The organism is Streptomyces sp. NPDC049687 (assembly GCF_044465285.1).
Classification (GTDB): domain Bacteria; phylum Actinomycetota; class Actinomycetes; order Streptomycetales; family Streptomycetaceae; genus Streptomyces.
Map to the genome: position 1 here is coordinate 124,262 of NZ_JBITLN010000018.1, position 20,301 is coordinate 144,562.

Consider the following 20,301-nt stretch of genomic DNA (forward strand, 5'->3'; position numbering starts at 1 on the left):
GATGAGGCCTGCGTGCGTCTGATAGATGTGGATGTCCCCATCCCACCTCCGAGCAGATACGGGACGACGGACATGAGCGCCCCAACCCCGGCACCCGGTGACGACAGGCCCCGCGAGGGGTATTACCCGGACCCGTCCATTCCCGGATATGTCCGGTACTGGAACGGTTCCGCCTGGGTACCGGGCACCAGCCGCCCGGCCCCGTCGGACGGTACGCCGCTCACGCCCCCGGCGTCCCCCGTCGAGGAGACCGGACCGCACTTCTTCGACGAGGACCCCGACCCGGCGCAACAGGTCGGCGGCGGCCGCCCCGAACCCGCCTCGGCCTGGGGCGCCGACCGCTCCCACCAGTCCGGCTTCGGCGGCGACCCCGACCGCCGGGTCTCCTGGGGCGCCACCCCGGGCTCCCCTGCGACGGGGCAGCCGGGGGTTCCCGGGCAGCAGCCGGGTCCGGGTCGGCCGGTGGCCCCGGTGCAGCCCGACGGACGGTCGGCCAGTACGGACGGTACGGCGACCATCCCGCCGGCGGAGCCGGAGCCGGGCGCGGGTTCCGGCGCCGGTGACGTGTCGGGGGGCACCTTCGTCTTCCGCCGCCCGACGGCCGCCGACGCGGGCTCCGGCGCGCCCGGCGGCACCGGCTCCGGGCCCGACCCGGGCACGGTGACCTTCCGCGCCCCGAACCCGCGCACCGGCGACCAGCCGGGCGCGTTCGGGAGCAGCGGGGCTGCCCCCGCCCCGGCCGACCCCGCCGTCGCCAAGCCCGGCTTCGCCGCGGGCAGGGCCGCCGCCGAGCGTGCGGCCGCCGCGCAGGGCACCCCGGGTTTCCAGAGCACCCCGGGCCCCCAGAACCTCCCCGGCCTCCAAGGTCCCGCACCGCAGAGCCCCGCACCGCAGGGCCCCGCCGGGTTTCCGCCCGCCGCCGGGCAGGCGGCCGCTCTCTCCGGGCCCCAGCAGGCCCCTCCGGGCGTGCCCCCGCAGGGCGCCCAGGCTCAGGCCGCCGCCCAGGCATCCGCTCCCATGGCCGCCGGTCCCGGCGGCGGTCAGTCCTCCTGGGCCCAGCAGGTGCACCGGCTGGCGGGTGCCGACGAGGCGCCGGTGCCCTGGAAGCCGCCGGTCGAGGACATCTTCCAGGCGGCCGCCCGCCGGCAGGCGGCGGCCCGGCCCGCGGCGCTCGGCAAGCGGTTCGCCGCCCGTCTCGTCGACACCCTCGTGCTCGCCACCGTCACCTCCGCCGCGGCCGTACCGCTCGGCCTGAAGGCGGCGGACCACGTCAACGAGAAGATCGACGAGGCCAAGCTCACCGGACAGACCGTCACCGTATGGCTCCTCGACGGCACGACCTCCGTCTACCTCGGCATCGTCCTCGCCGTCCTCCTCGTCTTCGGCATCGTGTACGAGGTCCTGCCGACCGCCAAGTGGGGCCGCACGCTGGGCAAGAAGCTGCTCGGTCTGGAGGTGCGCGACATCGAGGCCCACGAACCCCCGTCCTTCGGCGCGGCGCTGCGCCGCTGGCTCGTCTACAGCGTGCCCGGGCTGCTCGTGATCGGTGTCGTCGGCGTCGTGTGGGGCGTGTTCGACAAGCCGTGGCACCAGTGCTGGCACGACAAGGCGGCGCACACCTTCGTGGCCGGCTGACACCCGTACGGCGGCCCGCCGGATGCGGCGGCACGGCCTGCGGGTTCCACTCGGGCCATGACCACCGAACCGCCCCCCTCCTCCGGCGGCCCGCCGGAGGACGACCCGTTCCGGAAGCAGCCCCCGCAGGAGCCCTCGCAGCCCGCGCGGGGCGGCTCGCCGTACGACACCCCGTACGACGGAGAACCGCCCCCGCCGTACGACGGCGGGCCCGGCGGCGGGGCTCCCGGGGGCGGCCCCTACGGCGGTTACCCGGCCGATCCGCTCGCCGGCATGCCCCCGCTCGCCGAAAGCGGCAAACGCACGCTCGCCCGGCTCATCGACATGGTCCTGGTGTACATCGTGGTGGCGCTGTTGGTGTGGGCCTTCCGCGTCGACCAGTACACGGTCGACGCGGACGAGATCGAGTTCGGCAAGACCTTCGGGCGCGAGATCATCACGGTCGTCCTCTATGTCGCGTACGACACGATCCTGATCGCCCGGTCCGGGCAGACCCTCGGCAAGAAGTGGTTCGGCATGCGGGTCGCCAACCTGGACAACGGCGCCACGCCCTCCGTGCAGACCTCGCTGATCCGTGCCCTGGTGCTGTGGGTCCCGTTCGCCTTCTGCTGCGCCTGCCTGTGGACGCTGGTCGCGGGCGGCTGGAGCTTCTTCGACAAGCCCTACAAGCAGGGTCTGCACGACAAGGCGGCCAAGACGGTGGTGGTCAGCACCGCCTGACACACCGCAGCACGAAGGAAGGCCCGTATCCCGGACGGGACGGGCCCTCCTTCCACGCGTGCGTCAAGGCGCCGTCGGCTCCCTGACGGGCTCGGGTGCCGCGGCGACGGAGGCGGGTACGGGTACCGGCTCGGGCGCCGCCGGCTGCTCCGCCGGCGCCGGGGCGGGCGACGACCGGGTCACCGGCACCGTCAGGGCGACGAGCACGCCGAGCGCGAGCGCCGCGACGGCGATGACCGCGATCCCGGGTCCCGAACTCGTCTGTGACAGCAGCAGCATGGCGAGCGTCGAGACGATGACGGTGCAGGAACCGTATGTGAGCTGTGCGACAGTCGGACGAGGCATGGCAATCGTGTCCTCGGAAGCGGGGGAGATCTCGACTCTATTCGCCTGCATGCCCGAGCGGACTGGACGGTAAGCGTGACCTAACCCACGGCGCCGGTGCACAGGGGGCGCACGGAGTCATGAGGTCCAGCAAGTGGACGGTCCCGCGCGCCCGTTCGAAGTGGGCGGGGTCTCCGGTGTGCTTCGTCACGTTACGGTCATGTGTCCGCAAAGCGAACACCCGCTCCCGTTAATGCACTTGATCTGTCCAAGTCAAGGTCTGTTTTTTCTCGTAAACCAGTAGTCAAATGGCGTCACTTGACTACACGCGTATAACCGCGCGCGGACTTTCCTTGACAGGGACCCCCCTTCCGCGCGGACGGGCGCGTTAGGGGAGGACATCAAGTGACGAAGAGATCCTGGACATTCAGGACAGCCGCGACGGTCGTCGCCCTCGCGGCGGCCTCGGCGACGTTCACGACGTTCGCCGTGGCCGAGGCCGCCGAGGGTGCTCCGGCGGCCGGCGCGACGGTGGACCGGCAGGACCCGCAGCCGGCCAAGGCCAAGGAGCACGACTTCGACGGCCCGCTCAGCAAGACGCAGGAGGCCCAGAAGAAGGAGGCCCTCGAGCAGGTCATATCCGGCGAGGCGTCGGTCAAGGACCGCGACGGCTCGAAGGTCGTCCAGCTCAAGAGCCGCAAGGGCGACAGCAAGTACGTCGAGCTCGGCCGCGAGAAGACCGACAAGATCTTCACGATCCTGGTCGAGTTCGGCGACCAGGTCGACCCCCGCTACGGCGGCACGGTCGGCCCGCTGCACAACCAGATAGCCCAGCCGAACCGCGCCACGGACAACTCCACGGCCTGGCAGGCGGACTACAACCAGGCGCACTTCCAGGACCTGTACTTCGGCACCGGCAAGAAGACCGAGTCGCTGAAGAAGTACTACGAGAAGCAGTCCTCGGGCCGCTACTCGGTCGAGGGCGAAGTGACCGACTGGGTCAAGGTCCCCTACAACGAGGCCCGTTACGGCTCCGACGACGCCCCCACGGGCGCCTGGTACGCGGTCCAGGACGGCGTCAACGCCTGGGTCGCCGAGCGCGAGGCCGCCGGTGACACGGCCGCCGAGATCAAGGCGGAGCTGGCCGAGTTCGACCAGTGGGACCGCTACGACTACGACGGCGACGGCGACTTCAACGAGCCCGACGGCTACATCGACCACTTCCAGATCGTGCACGCCGGCGAGGACGATTCCGCGGGCGGCGGCGCGCAGGGTACGGACGCCATCTGGGCGCACCGCTGGTACGCCTTCGCCACCGACGCCGGCGCCACCGGCCCGGACACCAACAAGCTGGGCGGCACCGAGGTCGGCGACACCGGCATCTGGGTCGGCGACTACACCATCCAGCCGGAGAACGGCGGCCTGGGCGTCTACGCCCACGAGTACGGCCACGACCTCGGCCTGCCCGACGAGTACGACACCTCCGGCGGCGGCGACAACTCCACCGGCTTCTGGACCCTGATGTCCTCCGGTTCCTGGCTCGGCACCGGCAAGGACGCCATCGGCGACCTCCCCGGCGACATGAACGCCTGGGACAAGCTGCAGCTGGGCTGGCTGGACTACGACGTGGCCGCGGCGGGCAAGAAGTCCACCCACAAGCTGGGCGTCGCGGAGTACAACACCAAGAACGCCCAGGCCCTCGTGGTGCAGCTGCCGGACAAGACGGTCACCACCGACGTCGTCGCCCCGGCGCAGGGTGCCACGCAGTGGTGGAGCGGCAGCGGCGACGACCTGCGCAACACGCTGACCCGCACGGTCGACCTGACCGGCAAGGCGTCCGCCTCGCTGACCCTGGACGGCTGGTGGGACATCGAGCAGGACTACGACTACCTGTACACCGAGGTCTCCACCGACGGCGGCGCCAGCTACACGCCGATCGACGGCACCCTGGCCGACGGCACCGCCATCCCGCGTGACGGCAGCGGCAAGCCCGCCCTCACCGGCACGGTGGACGCCTACCAGAAGCTGACGTTCCCGCTGGACGCCTACGCCGGCAAGCAGATCGGCCTGCGCTTCCGCTACGCCACCGACGGCGGCGTGGCCCAGAAGGGCTTCGCCGCGGACGAGATCACCGTGACCGCCGACGGCGCCACCCTGTTCTCCGACAACGCGGAGACGGCCGACACGGCCTGGACGGCGACCGGCTTCTCGCGCATCGGCGCGGCCATCACGGACGACTACGCGCAGTACTACATCGCCGAGAACCGCCAGTACGTGTCGTACGACAAGACCCTCAAGGTCGGCCCGTACAACTTCGGCTTCTCGACGACCCGCCCGGACTGGGTGGAGCACTACGCGTACCAGAACGGCCTGCTGATCTGGAAGTGGGACACCTCCCAGGCGGACGACAACACCAGCGTGCACGGCGGTGAGGGCCTGATCCTCCCGGTCGACGCGCACTCGGCCCCGCTGAAGTGGTCCGACGGCACCCTGATGCGCGGGCGCATCCAGTCCTTCGACTCCACCTTCAGCCTGTACCCGACGGACGCGATCACGCTGCACAAGGCGGACGTCGCGACCAAGATCAAGTCCCGTCCGGGCGTCTCGGTCTTCGATGACGGCAAGTCCACCTACTGGGACGCGTCGAACCCGCTCGCGGGCGTCAAGGTCACTGACACCAACACCTCCATCAAGATCGTCAGTGAGCCCAAGGACGGCTCGACGATCACGGTGAAGGTCGGCCCGTCGACGAAGTGATCTAAATAACCGCAGGTCAAAGGCGTATCGGCGGCAACCCCTGGCGGGTTGTCGCCGATCGTGTTTAGGTGCCTCCTGTGGCTCTCTTATTGACACCGATACACACGGGGGTATGACCGCATGGCCGCAGGAGGCTTTTGCAAGCTGCCGAACGGCAGAGTGGTGGTGGCCCTCAACCTGCCCAGCCCGACCGCCCTGGACTCCTCCGGGGTCCGGGTGCTGGTGCACGCCCAGAACCGTGCCCGAGCCCTGACCAGGCTCCGCAACCTGGGTCTGCGCGCGGTCTACCTCCGCGGCAACGCGGCGCCCCCGACCCCGGACGAGATCACGGCCGTACTGCACCATCCGGACGGCCTGATATGGCGCACGGAGGAGACCACGAAGGTCCTCGAGCTGTGGCGCCCGATCAGGTCCCTGCTGAAGAACGCGGCGGCGTAGCCGCGCGTCCTTCAGGGGCGCGCGAAACGGTCAGCGCACGACGGGCTTCCCCGCCAGCTCCACACCGGCGTCCCGCAGCTCCTCCAACGCCCGCTCGGTCGTCTCCTCCGCCACCCCGGCCGTGAGGTCGAGCAGCACCTGCACCCGGAAACCCTCCCGCGCCGCATCCAGCGCGGTGGCCCGCACGCAGTGATCCGTGGCGATCCCCACGACGTCGACCTCGTCGATCCCCCGGGCCCGCAGCCAGTCGCCCAGCGTGGTGCCGTTCTCGTCGGCCCCCTCGAACCCGCTGTACGCGGCGGCGTACGCGCCCTTGTCGAAGACGGCGTCGATCGCGCCGGAGGCGACCGCGGGCGCGAAGTTCGGGTGGAAGCCGACGCCCTCCGTGCCGGCGACGCAGTGCGCGGGCCAGGAGTGGACGAAGTCGGGGTTGTCGGCGAAGTGGCCGCCGGGCGCGATGTGGTGGTCGCGGGTGGCCACGACATGCCGGTACCCGGCGGGGGCCTGCCCGATCAGCTCGGTGATCGCGGCGGCCACATCGGCACCCCCGGCCACCGCGAGGCTGCCCCCCTCGCAGAAGTCGTTCTGCACGTCTACGACGATCAAGGCGCGGCGCATGGTCGGTGTCCTTCGATGGGGGTCCCCCCAGCTCCTTGGAGCCTGGGGGAGGGTGAAGTCGACTATGGGTGAAGTAAGCAAGCCTAGAGATTTTCCGGGCCGCGCGGGAGGGGGCACCGCCCCCGGCCCCGCGCGTACTCGGTACCTTGCACGGAGACCGTCCGTTTATGCGTACTCGGTCGGGATGACGGGTTCGCCGCGGGAGAGCTGGGTGGCGGAGAGCGGGAGGTTGGCCCGGGCCGCCGCGTGGCGGTCCCGTACGACGTCCAGGGGCTCGCGGGCGACTATGTCGCCGCCCTTGACCAGCTCGACCAGCAGCTGCCGGTCGGCCAGCTCGGACGGCACCGCCCCGGTGCCGATCACCTCGGCCTCCGCGGTCCCTTCCGCGTCCAGCCGCCGCGCCGCCCACTTGCGGCCGCCGATGGACGTCTTGCCGCCGGTCGACTTCTTCGCCACCGGCACCATCGCTGCCTTCGGGTCGGCGGACTCGGCACGGGCGACCAGCTTGTAGACCATCGAGCAGGTCGGGTGCCCGGAGCCGGTCACCAGCTGCGTACCGACGCCGTAGGCGTCCACGGGCGCCGCGGCCAGCGAGGCGATGGCGTACTCGTCGAGGTCGGAGGTGACGATGATCCGGGCGTTCGTCGCGCCCAGCTCGTCCAGCTGCTGGCGTACCCGGTGCGCGACGAGGAGCAGGTCGCCGGAGTCGATACGGACCGCGCCCAGCTCGGGCCCGGCCACCTCCACCGCCACCCGTACGGCCTCGGCGACGTCGTAGGTGTCGACGAGCAGGGTGGTGCCCCGGCCCAGGGAGTCCACCTGGGCCCGGAAGGCGTCCCGCTCGGAGTCGTGGAGCAGGGTGAAGGCGTGGGCGCTCGTGCCCACCGTGGGGATGCCGTAGCGGAAGCCGGCGGCCAGGTCGGAGGTGGTGGTGAAGCCGCCGACGTAGGCGGCGCGGGCGGCGGCGACCGCGGCCAGCTCATGGGTGCGGCGGGCACCCATCTCGATCAGCGGGCGGTCCCCGGCGGCCGAGGACATCCGGGAGGCGGCGGCCGCGATCGCGGAGTCGTGGTTGAGGATGGAGAGGATCACGGTTTCGAGGAGCACGCACTCGGCGAAGGAGCCCTCGACCCGCATGATCGGTGAGCCGGGGAAGTAGACCTCGCCCTCCGGGTAGCCCCAGATGTCACCCGAGAAGCGGTACGAGGCCAGCCAGTCCAGGGTCTCCTCGTCGACGATCGCCCGCTCGCGCAGGAAGCCCAGGACGCTCGCGTCGAAACGGAAGTTCTCGACGGCGTCCAGGACCCGCCCGGTGCCCGCGACCACGCCGTAGCGCCGGCCCTCGGGCAACCGCCGGGTGAAGACCTCGAACACGCTGCGCCGCTCGGCCGTACCGGCCTTCAACGCGGCCTGCAGCATCGTGAGCTCGTACTGGTCCGTGAAGAGCGCCGTAGAGGGAACGTCCACCGGCAGCCCAAGGTCCGCTGTGTTCATGACGGTAGATGGTACTCCCTTTTCGTCGGTGTGACGATTTCCCTGATGCGTGGCAGCATGGGGCATGTGACGTCACCCGCTCCCCTTGAGATCGAACGCACCGAGTCGGCGGAGGAGGTCTTCGCCGTACCTGAGCCGGACGTCCCCTGGGTCACGATCGTCCACAACGACCCGGTCAACCTCATGAGCTATGTGACGTACGTCTTTCAGACGTACTTCGGATACTCCAAGGACAAGGCCACCAAGCTCATGCTCGACGTCCACCACAAGGGCCGGGCGGTCGTCTCCAGCGGCTCTCGCGAGGAGATGGAACGCGACGTGCAGGCCATGCACGGCTACGGGCTGTGGGCCACCCTCCAGCAGGACCGCAAGTAGGCCCGCAAGCGGGACGGGAAATAGGTCCGGAAGCGGGACCGGAAGTAGCCTCCTCCTGATGCCTGGACACTTCGAACCGCTCCCCGGCGGCGGCGCGGCCGTCGCGCTCGACGACGTCGAGATCTCGATCATCCGGTCGCTGGCCGTCCAGCTCCTGGAGCTGATCGGCCCCGGCCCCGCCGAGGACGCCCCCGACGACCCGCTCGCCGAACTCTTCGCCGAGGGCCCGAGCGAGCCCCCCGCCGACCCCGTCCTGCGCCGGCTCTTCCCGGACGCCTACACCGATCCGGAGGGCGCCCCGGGGCCGAAGCAGGCGGACGAGCAGAAGGCGCACTCCGCGGAGTTCCGCCGCTACACCGAGAACGACCTCAGGGCCGGCAAGCGGGAGAACGCCCTCGCGGTGGTCCGCTCGCTGGACGCCCTGGCCTCCGAGGCGGCCGCCGAGGGCGGCGCGGTGCTCGAGCTGGCGCCGGAGGAGTCCCGGCGGTGGCTCAGCGCGCTCAACGACCTGCGGCTGGCGATCGGCGCCCGTCTGGAGATCTCCGACGAGGACGACACCGACTTCCTCTACCGGCTGCCGGACGAGGACCCGCGCAAGCCGATGGTGATGGCGTACCTGTGGCTGGGCGGGCTCCAGGAGACGCTCGTGGCGACCCTGATGCCCTGAGTTGTGTGGATTCCGTGTTCGCTCAGAGGACGCTCAAATCCGGATAACGATCACGTCACCACAGCGGTGAGGTGTGAGCGTCTTGCGTGGCATTTGTCCGCTCCTTCCTGTGTGATGTGTCACAGTCTCCTCCGGTGATCAATGGTGCCGTCGTGATAAATCTTCACGACCGCCCGGCGAACACCACCCGTATGTTCGGCCGGGTGCGCCACCGAGCCGGTCGATCGCCGGCCAGGCACCGCTCCATCAATCCGGGGGGATCGAAACCCGATCCGCGGCCGACGAGAGGCCCGGGTCGGCATGGAGAAAGGCGCACCACGACATGACCTCCGCTCAGGTCGACACGGAGAAGGCTTCCGCAGAGTCCGAAGAGGGGTACGAGCGCGGGCTCGGCAGCCGCCAGGTCCAGATGATCGCGATCGGCGGCGCCATCGGCGTCGGCCTCTTCCTGGGTGCCGGGGCGAACATCGCCAAGGCCGGCCCCAGCCTCATCCTCATGTACGCCCTCGCGGGCGCGATCGTCTTCTTCATCATGCGGGCGCTCGGCGAGCTGCTCCTGTACCGCCCGGTCTCGGGCTCGTTCGCGGAGTACTCCCGCGAGTTCCTCGGCCCGTTCTTCGGCTACTTCACCGGCTGGACGTACTGGCTGATGTGGGTCGTCACCGGCATGGCCGAGCTGACGGCCGCAGCGATCTACGTCAACTACTGGTTCCCGTCCGTCCCCCAGTGGGTGACGGCCCTCGTCTTCCTGGTGATCCTCTTCGGGGTCAACCTGATCTCCGTGAAGCTCTTCGGCGAGCTGGAGTTCTGGTTCTCGATGGTCAAGGTCACCGCCCTGATCGGCATGATCGTCATCGGCCTCGGCGTTCTGACCTTCGGCTTCAGCAGCGCCGGTGACACCGCGGCGGTCTCCAACCTGTGGGCCTTCGACGGCTTCTTCCCCAAGGGCATCGGCTCGTCCCTCATGACCCTGCAGGGCGTGATGTTCGCCTACCTCGCCGTCGAGCTGGTCGGCGTCACGGCCGGTGAGTCCGAGGACCCGGAGAAGACCCTCCCCAAGGCGATCAACACCCTCCCGTGGCGCATCGCGCTGTTCTACGTCGGCGCGCTCACCGTCATCCTCTGCGTCGTGAAGTGGACCGAGTTCGCGCCGGGTGTCTCGCCGTTCGTCGAGGCCTTCGCGAAGATCGGCATCCCGGCGGGCGCCGGCATCGTCAACTTCGTCGTCCTCACCGCGGCCCTGTCCTCCTGCAACTCGGGCATGTACTCCACGGGCCGCATGCTGCGCAACCTGGCCGACAGCGGCGAGGCCCCCGCGGTCTTCAAGAAGCTGTCGTCCACCAAGACCCCGGCCCTCGGCATCACGGTCTCGGTCCTCTTCATGGGCATCGGCGTGGTCCTGAACTACGTCGTCCCGGAGAAGGCCTTCGCCTACGTCACCTCCGTCGCCACCGCGGCCGGCATCTGGACCTGGCTGATGATCCTGATCAGCCACGTCCTCTACCGCCGTGCGGTCGTCGCGGGCCGTCTGCCCGCGTCCTCCTTCCCGGCACCGGGCGGCGCGGTCTGCAGCTGGATCGCGATCGTCTTCCTCCTCTTCGTCACGGGCCTGATCGCCTACGACGCCGACTCCCGTGTCTGCCTCTACGTGATGGCCGGCTGGGCCGCCGCCCTCGCCGTCGGCTGGGTGATCCTCAAGGGCCGCAACCCGGAGGTCACCAGCCGCCGCGAGCCGGAGCTGGAGAAGATCGGCTGACTCCCTCAGGACGTCCAGCCGCAGGGAGCACTCGTGGCGCCCCCCGCGGCGGCCGCTGAGGACGTCGCCATATGGGCCATCCCGGACCGCACCTCGGTACGGGGTGGCCCACCCGTTCGCCCGCCACCCGCCCGCCTGACGCGCTGCGCGCGGCCCCTTTTCCTTCTGCTTATCCTGACGAGCATGCTGACCATCACCCAGGCCCTCGTCGACCAGATCGTCGCGCACGCGCGCAAGGACCACCCCGACGAGGCGTGCGGCGTCGTCGCCGGCCCCGCGGGTTCGGACCGCCCCGAGCGCTTCATCCCCATGCTGAACGCGGCCATGTCGCCCACGTTCTACGAGTTCGACTCCGGTGACCTGTTCAAGCTCTACCGCGAGATGGACGACCGCGACGAGGAGCCGGTGGTCATCTACCACTCCCACACCGCCACCGAGGCCCACCCCTCCCGCACGGACATCTCCTACGCCAACGAGCCCGGCGCCCACTACGTCCTCGTCTCCACCGCCGACACCGACGGCCTGGGCGAGTTCCAGTTCCGCTCGTTCCGGATCGTGGAGGGGGTCGTCACGGAGGAGGACGTGCGAATCGTGGAGGCGTACGTGTAGTCACGGCGGCTACCGTTTCCCGCAGGTGTAGCACAACGCGCTTTCACGGAGACGGTGTTGACGCAACGGACGAATACGCGGACGCAAGCGGCGGACTTACGGCGGCCCACCCTGGAGGACGTGGCCCGGCGGGCGGGGGTGTCGAAGTCGACCGTGTCCCGGGTGGTCAACGGTGAGACGCGGGTGAGCGCCGAGGCCGTGGCGAGGGTCCGTGAGGTGATCGCCGAGCTGGGATACGTGCCCAACCGGGCCGCCCGCCAGCTGGTGACCCACCGCACCGGCGCCGTCGCGGTCGTCGCGACCCCTCCGGAGGACCGGCTCTTCCTCGACCCGTTCTTCGACCTCCTGCTGCGCGGCGTGCGCCGGGAACTCGCCGCACGCGGCACCCAGGCGGTCCTGCTCTTCGTGGAGGAACCGGACGACCACGCGCGCGTGGCCGACTACCTCGGCGGCGGCCACGTCGACGGCGCCGTGCTGTTCTCGCTGCGCCCCGGCGACCTCCTGCACGAGATGATCGACCGGCTCGACATCCCCGCCGTCTTCGGCGGCCGCCCCCTGCCGCGCGACGGCGCCGCCTTCCCCGATCACCGCCACGCCTACGTCGACGGAGACAACCGCGGCGGAGCCCGCCAGGCCGTCCGGCACCTCGTCTCCCTCGGCCGTCGACGCATCGCCACCGTCACCGGCCCCTACGACCAGGAGAACTCCGCCGCCGACCGCCTCGCCGGCTACCACGACGTCCTCCCCGACGCGCCCCGCGACCTCGTCGAGCGGGCCGACTACAGCCGGCAGGGCGGCGCCGACGCCATGGCCGCGCTGCTGGACCGCCGCCCCGACCTGGACGCCGTCTTCGTCGCATCCGACTTCATGGCCTCCGGAGCCCTGCAGACCCTGCGCGAGCACGGCCGCCGCGTCCCCGAGGACGTGGCCGTCGTCGGCTTCGACGACCTGACCTCCATCGCCGAGACCACCGAGCCGCCGCTGACCACCGTCCACCAGGACGTCGGCGAGATGGGCCGCCTCATGGCCCGGCTGCTCTTCGCGCGCACCCCCCGTACGACCTCCGTGGTCGTGCCCACCCGGCTGGTCCGACGGGCCTCCGCCTGAAGCGGTCTCATTTCCCGGCCCGATTTCGTCCACCATATGGGATCACATTCCGGAAGCCGGGACGGGAATCGATACGATGAGCCCATGGTTTTGAACGACGTGAGCGAGAAGACGCCGGGCGCACTGCTCGTGGCGCGGCTGCACGTCGACCTGTGCAGGCTCGCCAGCGCCATCTGTTGACGCAGGCCCCTGCCGCCGTACGGCCGTGAGCCGCGGCGCCGCTTCACACGCACGTACTTCCGCGCTGCCCGCACCTTCCTTCCGACAGGAGCCCTGAGCCATGGCCATCGAGGTCCGCATCCCGACCATCCTCCGCCAGTACACCGACGGTCAGAAGGCGGTGGAGGGCAGTGGTGACACCCTCGCCGACCTGTTCGCCGACCTCGAGACCCGGCATACGGGCATCCAGGCCCGCATCGTGGACGACGGCGCCCTGCGCCGCTTCGTCAACGTCTACCTGAACGACGAGGACGTCCGCTTCGTCGACGGCATCAACACCAAGCTGTCCGACGGCGACACCGTGACGATCCTGCCGGCCGTGGCCGGCGGCATGGCCTAGGCCGGCAGACCCGGTCATGCGTTACGACTCCCCGCTGGCCGCGGTGGGCAACACCCCTCTGGTGCGCCTGCCGCGGCTCTCGCCGTCCGCCGACGTCCGTGTCTGGGCGAAGCTGGAGGACCGCAATCCCACCGGCTCGATCAAGGACCGTCCCGCCCTGTACATGGTCGAGCAGGCGGAGAAGGACGGCCGTCTGACTCCCGGCTGCACGATCCTGGAGCCGACCTCCGGCAACACCGGCATCTCCCTCGCCATGGCGGCCAAGCTCAAGGGCTACCGCATCGTCTGCGTGATGCCGGAGAACACCTCACAGGAACGCCGGGACCTGCTGGCGATGTGGGGTGCCGAGATCATCTCCTCGCCGGCCGCGGGCGGCTCCAACACCGCCGTACGCGTCGCCAAGGAGCTGGCGGCCGAGCACCCCGACTGGGTGATGCTCTACCAGTACGGCAATCCGGACAACGCCGGCGCCCACTACGCCACCACCGGCCCGGAGATCCTCGCCGACCTGCCCTCCATCACCCACTTCGTGGCCGGCCTCGGCACCACGGGCACGCTGATGGGTGTCGGCCGCTACCTCCGCGAGCACAAGCCGGACGTGCGGATCGTCGCCGCCGAGCCGCGCTACGACGACCTGGTGTACGGCCTGCGCAACCTCGACGAGGGCTTCGTACCGGAGCTGTACGACGCCTCCGTCCTCACCACCCGCTTCTCGGTCGGCTCGGCGGACGCCGTGACCCGCACCCGGGAACTCCTGCAGCAGGAGGGCATCTTCGCGGGCGTCTCCACCGGTGCCGCGCTGCACGCCGCGATCGGCGTCGGGAAGAAGGCCGTGAAGGCGGGGGAGAGCGCCGACATCGTGTTCGTCGTCGCGGACGGCGGCTGGAAGTACCTCTCCACCGGCGTCTACACGGCCGCCACGACGGAGGAAGCGATCGAGACCCTCCAGGGCCAGCTCTGGGCATAGCGTCGGCATAGCGCTCATCAACCACACGCCAGCCCCCTCCTATGAGGGGGCTAAACGCTGCCTATGGGGCGGCAAAGAACACCGGAGGGTACTGCCGGTCACGCCCCGAGCGGGGCTAGGTTCTGGCGCGCAGTCATCAATGTCCCCCGAAGTGTCATGCCCATGACCGCGCCTCCGTCCGCCGCTACGCGCGTCACGTGCCTGCACCCCATGCGAGAACCCCACTCCCGATGGAGGCAGTACCCCATGCGTGCATCACGCCTGCGAAGACTCCTGAGCGTCGCCCTCCCCGCGCTCACCCTCACCGTCGCCGGACTCCTCGCGGCCCCCGCCGCCGGCGCCCAGCCCACCGCCGCCGCGCACACCTCCCGCACCACCCAGAACGCCACGGCCCTCACCGCCCCCGACCGGCAGACCTTCCACTCCACCGGCAAGGCCGGCCAGAAGGTCCCCACCACCCACCTGTGCGGGGACCCGACCCCCGGGCACGTGTCCTGCTTCGCCCAGCGCCGCACCGACATCAAGCAGCGGCTCGCCTCCGCCCTCGCCGCCGCGGCCGCCGCGCCCTCCGGACTCAGCCCCGCCAACCTGCACAGCGCCTACAACCTGCCCTCGACCGGCGGCTCCGGCCTGACCGTCGCCGTCGTCGACGCCTACAACGACCCCAACGCCGAGTCCGACCTCGCCACCTACCGCTCGACGTACGGCCTCTCGGCCTGCACCAAGGCCAACGGCTGCTTCAAGCAGGTCGGCCAGACCGGCTCCACCACCTCGCTGCCCTCCAACGACACCGGCTGGGCGGGTGAGGAGGCGCTCGACATCGACATGGTCAGCGCCGTCTGCCCCAACTGCAACATCATCCTCGTGGAGGCCAACTCGGCCACCGACGCAGACCTCGGCACCGCCGAGAACGAGGCCGTGGCCCTGGGCGCCAAGTTCGTCTCCAACAGCTGGGGCGGCGACGAGTCCTCCTCCCAGACCGGCGAGGACACCTCGTACTTCAAGCACCCGGGCGTGGCGATCACGGTGAGCGCGGGCGACTCCGGCTACGGCGCCGAGTACCCGGCCACCTCCCAGTACGTGACGGCCGTCGGCGGCACCGCCCTGTCCACGTCCTCCAACTCCCGCGGCTGGACCGAGTCCGTGTGGAAGACCTCCAGCACCGAGGGCACCGGCTCCGGCTGCTCCTCCTACGACCCCAAGCCGACCTGGCAGACCGACACCGGCTGCGCCAAGCGCATGGAGGCCGACGTCTCCGCGGTCGCCGACCCGGCCACCGGAGTCGCGGTCTACGACACCTACGGCGGCTCCGGCTGGGCGGTCTACGGCGGCACCAGCGCCTCCGCCCCGATCATCGCAGGCGTCTACGCCCTCGCCGGCACCCCGGGCACGAGCGACTACCCGGCGAAGTACCCGTACAGCCACACCGGCAACCTGTACGACGTCACCAGCGGCAGCAACGGCTCCTGCTCCACCTCCTACTTCTGCACCGCGACCACCGGCTACGACGGCCCGACCGGCTGGGGCACCCCCAACGGCACCACCGCCTTCACCTCCGGCACCAGCACCGGCAACACGGTGACGGTCACCAACCCCGGCAGCCAGTCGACGACCACCGGCGGCTCGGTCAGCCTGCAGATCAAGGCCACCGACAGCGCGAGCGCCACCCTCACCTACACCGCCTCCGGACTGCCCACCGGCCTGTCCATCGGCAGCTCCACCGGCCTGATCTCCGGTACGGCGTCCACCGCGGGCACCTACCAGGTCACCGTCACGGCGAAGGACTCGACCGGCGCCTCCGGCTCGGCCTCCTTCACCTGGACGGTGGGTTCGAGCAGCAGCACCTGCACCTCCACCCAGCTGCTCGGCAACGCCGGCTTCGAGTCCGGAAACACCACCTGGACCGCCAGCTCCGGCGTCATCACCAACTCCAGCAGCGAGTCCGCGCACGCCGGCTCCTACTACGCCTGGCTCGACGGCTACGGCTCCTCGCACACCGACACCCTGTCCCAGTCGGTGACCGTCCCCAGCGGCTGCAAGGCGACCTTCACCTTCTACCTGCACATCGACACCGCCGAGACCTCCACCGGCACCGCCTACGACAAGCTGACGGTCACCGCCGGCTCGACCACCCTGGCGACGTACTCCAACCTCAACGCCGCCACCGGCTACGCCCAGAAGTCCTTCGACCTGTCCTCCTACGCCGGCTCCACGGTCACCCTGAAGTTCAGCGGTGTGGAGGACTCCTCGCTGCAGACCAGCTTCGTCCTCGACGACACGGCCGTGACGACCAGCTGATCGCCGTATCGCCCGGGCCACCCGCACCACCCGTACGTCCGGCATGGATCCGGACGTACGGGTGGTACGTCGAAGGGGGAGAGGAGGCCCCATGCGCCGTACGACCCGTTCCACGACCCTCGTGCTCGCCCTCGCCGTGCCGGCCCTCGTGCTCGCCGGCTGCGGCACCGAGAGCGACGACGCCGCACCCAAGTCCCCCGCCTCGCGCTCCCCGTCCTCGTCGACGACCCCCGCGACCGACTGCACGGCGTCCGCGCCCGCCGAACTCACCGCCGCCGACAGCGGCCGCACCCTGTGCGTGGCCGTCGGCGGACAGCTCCGGCTCACCCTCGACGGCACCCAGCAACGCCCCTGGTCGACCGTCGCCACCACCGGCGACTCCCTGAAGCCCACCAACGCGGGCGCCGTCGTCCTGCCCGGCGACGCCGTCGCCGCCTACGACGCGGTGGCCGCCGGCACGGCCCGGCTCACCGCCACCCGCCCGCTGTGCGCCGTCCCCACCGACTCCGACCAGATGTCCTGCAAGGGCATCCGGGAGTGGAGCGTCACCGTGAAGGTGACGCGGGGGTGAGCCCGCTCAGCCCATCCGGCCCGCTCAGCCCGCCAGATGCCGGACCTGGTCCCACAGCACCGGATCCACCACGCCCACCCGACGCCGGAAGTCCGCCACCGGGACCTGGCGCAGCTCGTCAGTCTCCAGGAAGCTCGGCCGCCCCCGCGCGTCCCCGACCGCACCCGGCGGCAGCGGGATCACCCCGGCCGGCGCGTCCCGGTACCTGCTGGTGATCTTCGCGACGGTCACCCGTCCGCCCCGCACCCCCAGTACGAGACAGGGCCGGTCCTTCGTCCCCGGCCCGTCCTCGAACGGCACGCTCGCCCACCAGATCTCCGCCGGCTGAGGCCGCCCCGCCCCGCCGTGCGCCCGCGTCGGCCGCCCCGGCGGCCGGGTCCTGCGCCCGGACGGCCGGTGGCCCCGCCCCCAGCCGTCCACGAGCGTGGCGACGAGCGCCAGCAGTACCACCGCCACGAGCGCCAGCCACCAGGACGTGTCCATACGATGACGTTACCGGCGCGTGCCTGTCGCCGCGCGCCCTCTCTCGCACCTCATGCGCCCCTGTTCCAGCCGAACCGGTGACACCACAGGTGAGTTCGCACACAACAGACCCTGGTGGAGGAGCGACCCTGGGTTTTGCGCCTTACGCTCGACAAACCGCACGACCCCCGTCGCCCCTCTCTCTCGTTTTCCCGCCAGCGGAGGTTTCTGCTTTATGAAGCTCACCGTCGTCGGCTGCTCGGGGTCGTTCCCGTCCGCGGAATCGGCCTGCTCGAGCTACCTCGTCGAGGCCGACGGCTTCCGGCTGCTTCTCGACATGGGCAACGGTGCCCTGGGCGAGCTGCAGCGCCACTGCGGTCTCTACGACCTCGACGCGATCTTCCTGAGCCATCTGCACGCCGACCACTGCATCGACATGTGCGCCTACTTCGTCGCGCGCTACTACCGCCACGACGGCGGACGCTGCGCCCCCCTGCCGGTCTACGGCCCCGAAGGCACCGAACACCGCCTGACCACGGCCTACGCCGACACCCCCTCCGCCTCCTCGATGAGCGAGGTCTTCGACTTCCACACCGTCAAGCCCTCCACCTTCGACATCGGCCCGTTCACCGTGCACACCGAACGCGTGGCCCACCCCGTGGAGGCGTACGGCATCCGCGTCGAGCACGGCGGCCGGTCGCTCACCTACTCCGGTGACACCGGCCTCAGCCCGGCGCTGGAGGAACTCGCCCGCGACAGCGACCTGTTCCTGTGCGAGGCCGCCTTCACGCACGGCAAGGAGAACATCCCCGACCTGCACCTCAACGGCCGCGAGGCGGGTGAGACCGCGGCCCGGGCGGGCGCCCGCCGCCTGATCCTCACCCACATCCCGCCGTGGACCGACCCCCAGGTCAACCTCGCCGACGCCCGCGCGGTCTACGACGGCCCGGTGGAACTGGCGGCGCCGAGGATGTCGTACGACATCTAGTGCCGCGGCAGCGGCGCCGACCCGGCGGACATGCGGAAGGCCCCCGGAGCTGTTCGAAGCTCCGGGGGCCTTCGTGCGCGTACGGGCGGCTACGCCTTCGTGAGGTCCTCGATCTCCTCCTCGGGCTCGCGGCCCGGGGTGGTGAGGTTGAACTTGGTGATGGCGAAGCGGAAGACGAAGTAGTAGATGGCGCCGAACACCAGGCCGATCGGGATGATCAGCCAGGGCTTGGTGGCGAGGTTCCAGTTCAGCGCGTAGTCGATGAAGCCCGCGGAGAAGGTGAAGCCGGCGTGGACGCCGAGGGCCCAGGTGACCGCCATGGACAGGGCCGTCAGCACCGCGTGGATGCCGTAGAGCACCGGGGCGATGAACATGAACGAGAACTCGATGGGCTCGGTGACACCGGTGACGAAGGAGGTCAGCGCGACCGAGATCATCATGCCCAGCACGGCCTTGCGGCGCTCGGGGCGGGCGGTGTGCGCGATGGCCAGGGCGGCGGCCGGCAGACCGAACATCATGATCGGGAAGAAGCCCGACATGAACTGACCGGCGGTCGGGTCACCGGCGAAGAAGCGGGTGAGGTCGCCGTGGACGATGTCGCCGGAGGCCTCCTTGAAGTCGCCGATCTGGAACCAGGCGACGGAGTTCACGAACTGGTGCATGCCGACGGGGATCAGCGCGCGGTTGATCAGACCGAACAGAGCGGCGCCGAAGGCCCCGAGACCGGTGATCCACTCGCCGAAGTTCGAGATGCCCTCGCCGATCGGCTCCCAGACCAGGCCGAAGAAGACACCCATGAACGTGCCGACGAACGCCATGATGATCGGCACCAGCCGGCGGCCGTTGAAGAAGCCGAGCCAGTCCACCAGCTTCTTGCGGTGGTAGCGCTGCCAGAGCACGGCGGACAGCAGACCCATCAGGATGCCGCCCAGCACACCTGGGTTGTTGTAGGTCGCGGCTATGTCGGCGCCCGCCTGGACCTTCGCCTCGGTGACCGGGAACGCCTTCAGGACGTTGCTGTAGACCAGGAAGCCCACCAGCGCGGCGAGGGCGGTCGAGCCGTCCGACTTCTTGGCGAAGCCGATCGCGACACCGATGCAGAACAGCATCGGCAGGTTGTCGAACAGGGCGCCGCCGGCCGTGGCGAACACCGCCGTGACCTTGTCGGGCAGGTGGAGCTTGTCGTGCACGTCCTGCTGGCCGAGGCGGAGCAGGATGCCCGCCGCCGGAAGGACGGCGATGGGAAGCTGAAGGCTGCGGCCGACCTTCTGCAGGCCCTGGAGCAGGCCGGATCCCCGCTTCTTCGCGGGGGCCGCCGTAGGCGCGGTGGCGGTGGTCATGGTTCCTCCATCTGGGTGATGGTCTACACCACTCAGTGGTGTAGACCATGTTGTAGCAGATGAAGAAGACATAAGGAACCCGCGGCTCCCGTGACGATTCGGCTACTTTCTGCCACGCCTTCGTGAGTCCTCGCACTCCCGCACGCCTCCCGCCCGGGCGTCGTGAAGTTCGAGGATGCCCGCCGCCGACGGAACCGCGATACCACCGCGCCGCGCGGGAGGTGCCTCGCCGCCGGCCTCATGGGTTGGCGACCACCTGCCGAGTGGTGTAGACCAGCTACGGACGATTGGGTTGCTGTGACGTCATCCTTCGGTACGCACGACACAATCGCTCGCGAAGATGGGCCAACTGTGCGTAAGGAGACCGACATGGCCACCAAGGCTGAGAAGATCGTCGCCGGGCTCGGCGGCATCGACAACATCGAGGAGATCGAGGGCTGCATCACCCGCCTGCGCACCGAGGTCACCGACCCCGCCCTCGTCGACGATGCCGCCCTCAAGGCCGCCGGCGCCCACGGCGTCGTCAAGATGGGCACCGCGATCCAGGTCGTCATCGGCACCGACGCCGACCCCATCGCAGCGGAGATCGAAGACATGATGTGAGCCACCGGGCTCC

21 protein-coding genes are annotated in these 20,301 nt (G+C 70.3%); 16 read left to right on the forward strand and 5 right to left on the reverse strand.

The window, feature by feature from the left end; all coding sequences use genetic code 11:
• The first annotated feature begins 72 nt into the window (after positions 1-72).
• Both ACIBVL_RS37965 and ACIBVL_RS37970 read left to right on the forward strand, forming a co-directional pair.
• Entirely contained in the window at positions 73-1,635 is a 1,563-nt protein-coding gene (locus ACIBVL_RS37965) for an RDD family protein (RefSeq protein ID WP_399104861.1), read from the forward strand.
• Between the two features lie 57 nt (positions 1,636-1,692).
• Positions 1,693-2,355 carry an RDD family protein gene (locus ACIBVL_RS37970; protein ID WP_399104863.1) on the forward strand — a complete coding sequence of 221 codons (663 nt, stop codon included), beginning with the start codon at positions 1,693-1,695 and terminating at the stop codon, positions 2,353-2,355.
• Positions 2,356-2,418: 63 nt separating this feature from the next.
• On the opposite strand, the gene ACIBVL_RS37975 is transcribed toward ACIBVL_RS37970, so the two are convergent.
• The gene (locus tag ACIBVL_RS37975) at positions 2,419-2,700 is read right to left on the reverse strand and encodes a hypothetical protein (RefSeq protein ID WP_399104865.1); all 282 of its coding nucleotides are present in this window, start codon (positions 2,698-2,700) and stop codon (positions 2,419-2,421) included.
• Between the two features lie 384 nt (positions 2,701-3,084).
• Here ACIBVL_RS37975 and ACIBVL_RS37980 point away from each other — a divergent pair, with 384 nt between their 5' ends.
• The gene (locus ACIBVL_RS37980) at positions 3,085-5,436 is read left to right on the forward strand and encodes an immune inhibitor A domain-containing protein (protein WP_399104867.1); all 2,352 of its coding nucleotides are present in this window, start codon (positions 3,085-3,087) and stop codon (positions 5,434-5,436) included.
• Between the two features lie 120 nt (positions 5,437-5,556).
• Positions 5,557-5,874, forward strand: coding sequence for a hypothetical protein (locus tag ACIBVL_RS37985; protein ID WP_399104869.1), 318 nt, complete (start codon positions 5,557-5,559; stop codon positions 5,872-5,874).
• Positions 5,875-5,904: 30 nt separating this feature from the next.
• Here the strand turns inward: ACIBVL_RS37985 and ACIBVL_RS37990 are convergent, their stop codons facing one another.
• Positions 5,905-6,492 (reverse strand): nicotinamidase, encoded by a 588-nt coding sequence (locus ACIBVL_RS37990; protein WP_399104871.1) that lies wholly within the window; start codon positions 6,490-6,492, stop codon positions 5,905-5,907.
• Between the two features lie 165 nt (positions 6,493-6,657).
• Positions 6,658-7,986 carry a nicotinate phosphoribosyltransferase gene (locus tag ACIBVL_RS37995; RefSeq protein WP_399104873.1) on the reverse strand — a complete coding sequence of 443 codons (1,329 nt, stop codon included), beginning with the start codon at positions 7,984-7,986 and terminating at the stop codon, positions 6,658-6,660.
• Between the two features lie 57 nt (positions 7,987-8,043).
• On the opposite strand from ACIBVL_RS37995, the gene clpS reads away from it, so the two are divergent.
• The 10 genes from clpS (at position 8,044) to ACIBVL_RS38045 (ending at position 16,895) form a co-directional block, all read left to right on the forward strand.
• Positions 8,044-8,361 carry an ATP-dependent Clp protease adapter ClpS gene (clpS, locus tag ACIBVL_RS38000; RefSeq protein WP_399104939.1) on the forward strand — a complete coding sequence of 106 codons (318 nt, stop codon included), beginning with the start codon at positions 8,044-8,046 and terminating at the stop codon, positions 8,359-8,361.
• 58 nt (positions 8,362-8,419) lie between these two features.
• On the forward strand, positions 8,420-9,028 hold the full coding sequence (locus ACIBVL_RS38005) for a DUF2017 domain-containing protein (RefSeq protein ID WP_399104875.1): 609 nt from the start codon (positions 8,420-8,422) through the stop codon (positions 9,026-9,028).
• A gap of 322 nt (positions 9,029-9,350) precedes the next feature.
• Positions 9,351-10,784, forward strand: a complete 1,434-nt coding sequence (locus ACIBVL_RS38010; RefSeq protein ID WP_399104877.1) for an amino acid permease — start codon at positions 9,351-9,353, stop codon at positions 10,782-10,784.
• A gap of 183 nt (positions 10,785-10,967) precedes the next feature.
• A complete protein-coding gene (locus tag ACIBVL_RS38015) occupies positions 10,968-11,393 on the forward strand; it encodes a Mov34/MPN/PAD-1 family protein (RefSeq protein ID WP_399104879.1) in 426 nt (141 codons plus the stop codon).
• A gap of 111 nt (positions 11,394-11,504) precedes the next feature.
• Positions 11,505-12,500: a LacI family DNA-binding transcriptional regulator gene (locus tag ACIBVL_RS38020; protein WP_399104941.1), complete on the forward strand. Its 996-nt coding sequence runs from the start codon at positions 11,505-11,507 to the stop codon at positions 12,498-12,500.
• Between the two features lie 84 nt (positions 12,501-12,584).
• Complete coding sequence (locus ACIBVL_RS38025) at positions 12,585-12,680, forward strand: putative leader peptide (protein WP_020132206.1); 96 nt, start codon at positions 12,585-12,587, stop codon at positions 12,678-12,680.
• Between the two features lie 100 nt (positions 12,681-12,780).
• Positions 12,781-13,059 carry a MoaD/ThiS family protein gene (locus ACIBVL_RS38030; protein ID WP_399104881.1) on the forward strand — a complete coding sequence of 93 codons (279 nt, stop codon included), beginning with the start codon at positions 12,781-12,783 and terminating at the stop codon, positions 13,057-13,059.
• A gap of 16 nt (positions 13,060-13,075) precedes the next feature.
• Entirely contained in the window at positions 13,076-14,026 is a 951-nt protein-coding gene (locus tag ACIBVL_RS38035) for a PLP-dependent cysteine synthase family protein (protein ID WP_399104883.1), read from the forward strand.
• A gap of 246 nt (positions 14,027-14,272) precedes the next feature.
• Entirely contained in the window at positions 14,273-16,324 is a 2,052-nt protein-coding gene (locus ACIBVL_RS38040; RefSeq protein WP_399104885.1) for a putative Ig domain-containing protein, read from the forward strand.
• A gap of 91 nt (positions 16,325-16,415) precedes the next feature.
• Positions 16,416-16,895: a hypothetical protein gene (locus tag ACIBVL_RS38045; RefSeq protein ID WP_399104887.1), complete on the forward strand. Its 480-nt coding sequence runs from the start codon at positions 16,416-16,418 to the stop codon at positions 16,893-16,895.
• A gap of 24 nt (positions 16,896-16,919) precedes the next feature.
• Here ACIBVL_RS38045 and ACIBVL_RS38050 read toward each other — a convergent pair whose 3' ends face one another.
• The gene (locus ACIBVL_RS38050; RefSeq protein WP_399104889.1) at positions 16,920-17,378 is read right to left on the reverse strand and encodes a type II toxin-antitoxin system PemK/MazF family toxin; all 459 of its coding nucleotides are present in this window, start codon (positions 17,376-17,378) and stop codon (positions 16,920-16,922) included.
• A 214-nt stretch (positions 17,379-17,592) separates the two neighbouring features.
• On the opposite strand from ACIBVL_RS38050, the gene ACIBVL_RS38055 reads away from it, so the two are divergent.
• Positions 17,593-18,345, forward strand: coding sequence for an MBL fold metallo-hydrolase (locus ACIBVL_RS38055; protein ID WP_399104891.1), 753 nt, complete (start codon positions 17,593-17,595; stop codon positions 18,343-18,345).
• An 89-nt stretch (positions 18,346-18,434) separates the two neighbouring features.
• Here the strand turns inward: ACIBVL_RS38055 and ACIBVL_RS38060 are convergent, their stop codons facing one another.
• Complete coding sequence (locus tag ACIBVL_RS38060; RefSeq protein ID WP_399104893.1) at positions 18,435-19,685, reverse strand: PTS transporter subunit EIIC; 1,251 nt, start codon at positions 19,683-19,685, stop codon at positions 18,435-18,437.
• 369 nt (positions 19,686-20,054) lie between these two features.
• Between ACIBVL_RS38060 and ACIBVL_RS38065 the strand changes: the two genes are divergently transcribed.
• Positions 20,055-20,288 (forward strand): glucose PTS transporter subunit EIIB, encoded by a 234-nt coding sequence (locus ACIBVL_RS38065; RefSeq protein ID WP_399104895.1) that lies wholly within the window; start codon positions 20,055-20,057, stop codon positions 20,286-20,288.
• Positions 20,289-20,301 lie beyond the last annotated feature (13 nt).

Bases quoted from the DNA above. Each gene is read 5' to 3' on its own strand.
- ACIBVL_RS37970 (WP_399104863.1), top strand. From the start codon at position 1,693: ATGACCACCGAACCGCCCCCCTCCTCCGGCGGCCCGCCGGAGGACGAC.
- ACIBVL_RS38040 (WP_399104885.1), top strand. From the start codon at position 14,273: ATGCGTGCATCACGCCTGCGAAGACTCCTGAGCGTCGCCCTCCCCGCG.
- clpS (WP_399104939.1), top strand. From the start codon at position 8,044: ATGGGGCATGTGACGTCACCCGCTCCCCTTGAGATCGAACGCACCGAG.
- ACIBVL_RS38025 (WP_020132206.1), top strand. From the start codon at position 12,585: ATGGTTTTGAACGACGTGAGCGAGAAGACGCCGGGCGCACTGCTCGTG.
- ACIBVL_RS38065 (WP_399104895.1), top strand. From the start codon at position 20,055: ATGGCCACCAAGGCTGAGAAGATCGTCGCCGGGCTCGGCGGCATCGAC.
- ACIBVL_RS37965 (WP_399104861.1), top strand. From the start codon at position 73: ATGAGCGCCCCAACCCCGGCACCCGGTGACGACAGGCCCCGCGAGGGG.
- ACIBVL_RS37995 (WP_399104873.1), bottom strand. From the start codon at position 7,986: ATGAACACAGCGGACCTTGGGCTGCCGGTGGACGTTCCCTCTACGGCG.
- ACIBVL_RS38015 (WP_399104879.1), top strand. From the start codon at position 10,968: ATGCTGACCATCACCCAGGCCCTCGTCGACCAGATCGTCGCGCACGCG.
- ACIBVL_RS38010 (WP_399104877.1), top strand. From the start codon at position 9,351: ATGACCTCCGCTCAGGTCGACACGGAGAAGGCTTCCGCAGAGTCCGAA.
- ACIBVL_RS38005 (WP_399104875.1), top strand. From the start codon at position 8,420: ATGCCTGGACACTTCGAACCGCTCCCCGGCGGCGGCGCGGCCGTCGCG.
- ACIBVL_RS38060 (WP_399104893.1), bottom strand. From the start codon at position 19,685: ATGACCACCGCCACCGCGCCTACGGCGGCCCCCGCGAAGAAGCGGGGA.
- ACIBVL_RS37975 (WP_399104865.1), bottom strand. From the start codon at position 2,700: ATGCCTCGTCCGACTGTCGCACAGCTCACATACGGTTCCTGCACCGTC.
- ACIBVL_RS38030 (WP_399104881.1), top strand. From the start codon at position 12,781: ATGGCCATCGAGGTCCGCATCCCGACCATCCTCCGCCAGTACACCGAC.
- ACIBVL_RS37985 (WP_399104869.1), top strand. From the start codon at position 5,557: ATGGCCGCAGGAGGCTTTTGCAAGCTGCCGAACGGCAGAGTGGTGGTG.
- ACIBVL_RS37990 (WP_399104871.1), bottom strand. From the start codon at position 6,492: ATGCGCCGCGCCTTGATCGTCGTAGACGTGCAGAACGACTTCTGCGAG.
- ACIBVL_RS38055 (WP_399104891.1), top strand. From the start codon at position 17,593: ATGAAGCTCACCGTCGTCGGCTGCTCGGGGTCGTTCCCGTCCGCGGAA.
- ACIBVL_RS38050 (WP_399104889.1), bottom strand. From the start codon at position 17,378: ATGGACACGTCCTGGTGGCTGGCGCTCGTGGCGGTGGTACTGCTGGCG.
- ACIBVL_RS38035 (WP_399104883.1), top strand. From the start codon at position 13,076: ATGCGTTACGACTCCCCGCTGGCCGCGGTGGGCAACACCCCTCTGGTG.
- ACIBVL_RS38045 (WP_399104887.1), top strand. From the start codon at position 16,416: ATGCGCCGTACGACCCGTTCCACGACCCTCGTGCTCGCCCTCGCCGTG.